General features: G+C 65.6%; 4 protein-coding genes. 3 read left to right on the top strand and 1 reads right to left on the bottom strand.

The genetic code is table 11. The features are described from left to right. The 3 genes from ACWD3O_RS33905 to ACWD3O_RS33915 all read left to right on the top strand — a co-directional run. A partial coding sequence (locus tag ACWD3O_RS33905) for a tyrosine-type recombinase/integrase (protein WP_451418548.1) occupies positions 1–1961 on the top strand: 1961 nt, incomplete at its 5' end. Further along, the gene (locus ACWD3O_RS33910; protein WP_451418549.1) at positions 1951–2547 is read left to right on the top strand and encodes a DUF6262 family protein; all 597 of its coding nucleotides are present in this window, start codon (positions 1951–1953) and stop codon (positions 2545–2547) included. The genes ACWD3O_RS33905 and ACWD3O_RS33910, both read left to right, overlap by 11 nt. Positions 2548–2582: 35 nt before the next feature. Beyond that, positions 2583–3092 carry a hypothetical protein gene (locus ACWD3O_RS33915; protein WP_451418550.1) on the top strand — a complete coding sequence of 170 codons (510 nt, stop codon included), beginning with the start codon at positions 2583–2585 and terminating at the stop codon, positions 3090–3092. 42 nt (positions 3093–3134) lie between these two features. Here ACWD3O_RS33915 and ACWD3O_RS33920 read toward each other — a convergent pair whose 3' ends face one another. Further along, on the bottom strand, positions 3135–3335 hold the full coding sequence (locus ACWD3O_RS33920) for a hypothetical protein (RefSeq protein ID WP_193512687.1): 201 nt from the start codon (positions 3333–3335) through the stop codon (positions 3135–3137). Between the last annotated feature and the right edge of the window lie 246 nt (positions 3336–3581).

Here is a 3581-nt window from a genome sequence, read left to right on the forward strand (position 1 = left end):
TTCGCGGCACGCACGTCCAGCGGTGGGACCGTGACAAGAGGGCGGGCGCGACCCGCGACCCCGAGCAATGGGCCCGGCAAGCGGCCACACGTCTGCTCACCCACCAGTTCACCCTGCGGGACCTGGAGGACCCTGTCCGCTGGGAGCTTCTCTACGCACTGCAGCAACGGGATGCCCGCGGCGGCATCATCGAGCCGATGGCCACCCGCCATCTGACCCGTCGGCTGGAGGGCGTCCCGAGCCTGCTGACGGTGGACGTCGCGTCCTTCATCGAAGGGATCTACCAGCACCACAACCTTGCGGCCTTGATCCGCGAGACCGTCCGAAGTCTGCGCCGAGCCTCTCTGTCGTTCCGCGGCCTGACGCCTACCGATGCCGACACCTGGGACCTGGGCTGGATGAATCTGCGGTCCCCGGCGCTGGGCGGGCGCCGCAGCCGCCCGGGACAGGTCGACGCTTCCGCCATCCGACAGCCGTGGCTCCGGGAAGTGATCAAGACATGGGCCACCACGGTCAGCTTGGACAGCGGCAAGTTCAAGCAGGTGTTCGCTGCTTGCGTCGTCGCTTCCGATGCACTGCATGCACGGCCCGGCGGGGGCCAGGACTACACGAAACTGCGGTTCGCCGACATGCAGGCAGTCTTCACCGCGATGAGCCGCATCCGACGCACCACCGATGACGAACTCGCCAGCCGGAACCATCGCCAGCAGTCGTTCGGCAGCTTCATGGAGATCGTCGACTTCGGCCGCAAGACGGACATGCTGACCGGCATGCCCGGCAGCTTCGACCGGGACAAGACACTGGTCCTGCCGCCCGAGGAGACGAGCGAGGATGCTGCCGGCCGAGCCGTCCCTGAGCCCGTCATCGCCCAGCTCGATGCCCACCTTGCCCTGATGGGAGCCGGCTTCCCCTACGGCGAGATGGAACCGGCCGACGTCGAGCTGATGATGCAGACGGCCTACTTGGTCCTGCGTGATACCGGCCGCCGTCCCGTCGAGGTCGCCAGCCTGCGGCTGAAGTGCCTGGAGACCCGCGGGGACGAAGACACCCTGATCTGGGACAACGTCAAGAAGCGCCGCTACGGCCGCAAGCTGCCGATCACCCGCGAAACCGCCGCGGTGATCAGGACCTGGCAGACCCGTCGACGGGAGCTGGAGGTTCCCTCCCGCAGCCAGAAGTACCTGTTCCCGTCGATCACCGGCCGCAGCGGGATCGCGCACATGGGGTCCAACCTGGCCAACGCGATGCGGGACTGGGTCGCGGGCATCCCGGTACTGCTGAGCGACGAACTGGACGAGCACGGCAACAGGCTGCCGTTCGACCGCTCGCTGATCTTCCTCTACGCGTTCCGGCACGCCTATGCTCAGCGTCACGCCGACGCCGGCGTCCCCGTTGACGTGCTCAAAGAGCTCATGGACCACCGGTCGATCGTCACCACGATGTCGTACTACCAGGTGTCCCTGAAGCGGAAACGCGAAGCGATCACGACCATGCGGCAGCACACCATCGACCGTTCCGGACGGCCGGCACCGTTCACCAGCACCACCGACTACGAAGCGCAATCGGTCGCCGTCCCGTTCGGCAACTGCCGCGAGCCCAGCAACGTCAAGGCCGGCGGCAAAGCCTGCCCGATCCGCTTCCAATGCGCCGGTTGCGGCTTCTATCGCCCCGACCCGTCCTATCTGCCCGCGATCGAGGAACACGTCAACGACCTGCGGGCCGACCGCGAGACCGCCACGGCCATGGACGCCGACGACTTCGTCGTCCGCAACCTCACCGACCAGATCACCGCCTTCACGACCGTCGCCGACACCATGCGCAACCGGCTCAGCAAGCTCCCCCAGGACGAACGCGAGGAGATCGAGGAGGCCAGCGCGGTTCTGCGGAAGGTTCGCGCGACCCGGGACCACAAGCTGCTGCCGCTGACCGTGATCCGCAAGGACGCCCCGGATGCCTGCTGAGACATCCGAGAAGCCCTCCAGGACACCCGCAGACATCCTCAAAGCCGCACGTCAACGGGACAGTGCCGACAAACGGGGACGCGTCCTCAAGGCCGTCCAGGACTTGCTCCGCGACAACCGCCGGATCACCTTCGCCGCGGTCGCCCGCGAAGCCGGCGTCTCCAGCTGGCTCGTCTATGCTCCTGGCCTACGCGAACGCATCGATCAGGCACGAGCCCGACAAGCTGCCCAAGGCCACCAGGACCAGCGGAGCGGGCGGAAGGTCTCCACCGCCAGCGAGCAGACCGACCTGCTTCTCGCCCGACAGGAGATCAAACAGCTCCGAACCGAGAACGGACAGCTACGGCAACAAGCCCGCATTCATCTGGGCCAACAGGTCGAACAGCTAGGCAACCACGACCTGGTCATTCGCATCAGCGAGCTCACCGAGGAGAACCTACGACTCTCCACGGCGGAACGGCAGGCGACCACAGAGAACACACAGCTCCGGCAACGAGTCACCGAGCTCGAGGACGACCTGGCAGCTGCCCGCACAAGCCTCCGCCGCATGATCCGCAACGAGAATCGGTTGCCACCAGAGCGTTGAATCCCGCCGATCATCGGTTCTGGAATCATTCGCTCATGGAATTCGAACTCACGCCGCCCACCGGTCTCGGCGCCCTGGTCATCGGCATGCCCCGCGAGGCGGCAGACCAAGCGCTCGCCTCGTTCCGCGATCCCTCAGCGATCTCGGAATCAGACCAATTGGGCAGGTTCGTCTTCCGGCCAAGCGGCCTGATGGTCAGCATTCAATGCTCGCGCGGCAAGCTCGAAGCAATCGAGCTGGGCCGACCCGCCAGCGGCCAGGACATCGTCCGGTTCCGCGGCATCGATGTCTTCGGTCTGCCCGCTGCCGAGGTGGTCACCCAGCTGCGAGGGCTCGCCACGATCACCGAGGCCGAGGACGACCCGGCCTCCTTCATCGCACCAGACCTTCTTCTCAGCTTCTGGCGCCCCTTCGAAGCGGACGACGAACCCGACGAAGAACAGGGCTACTACTTCAGCTCGGTCCTCCTGGCTCGCCCCGGCTACTACGACACACCGGCTGAAGCCGCTGCCAGACTCCGCGCAGCTGGAGACCAGGAGCGATGACCTGACGGAGCTCGACTGGTGACGATCCAGCGTTGCCGCCCATCAGAGTGGAAGGGCCTCATCAACCATGGTCTTCAACTCTGCCGGCAGATCAGGTGAGTCCCGCCAGTTCTGGGCGATCAGCAAGAGCGCGACCCATGCGCCACGCGCCTCAGCGTTCGGCTGCCCGGAGAAAACCGCGTCCAGCACCTGCCTGGCAAGACCGTCGACAACCTCATACAGGGCATCGGAGACCTTGCTCACGTCATCCAGAGGCGAGCCCGCAGCATGAGACGGTGCACCGTCGAGCCGGATGGTGACTGAGGCAGCCGAGTACGTCCTTCCATGGAGGAAGTCACGAAGGCTGCCAACTTGATGACGAGACGGCAGAAGCGGCTGATCAGGACTCTGAGACACTCCGTCACCCTATTTGAAGCGGGACCGTGGCTAACGTCCCTCACACAGCAGCGACGCCCTGAGCTGCAACGACGCCAAACAAACCCGAGATAA

The sequence above is a fragment of the Streptomyces sp. NPDC002640 genome, assembly GCF_053592575.1.

Coding starts and splice junctions, on each gene's coding strand:
- ACWD3O_RS33910 (WP_451418549.1), top strand. CDS start 1,951: ATGCCTGCTGAGACATCCGAGAAGCCCTCCAGGACACCCGCAGACATC.
- ACWD3O_RS33915 (WP_451418550.1), top strand. CDS start 2,583: ATGGAATTCGAACTCACGCCGCCCACCGGTCTCGGCGCCCTGGTCATC.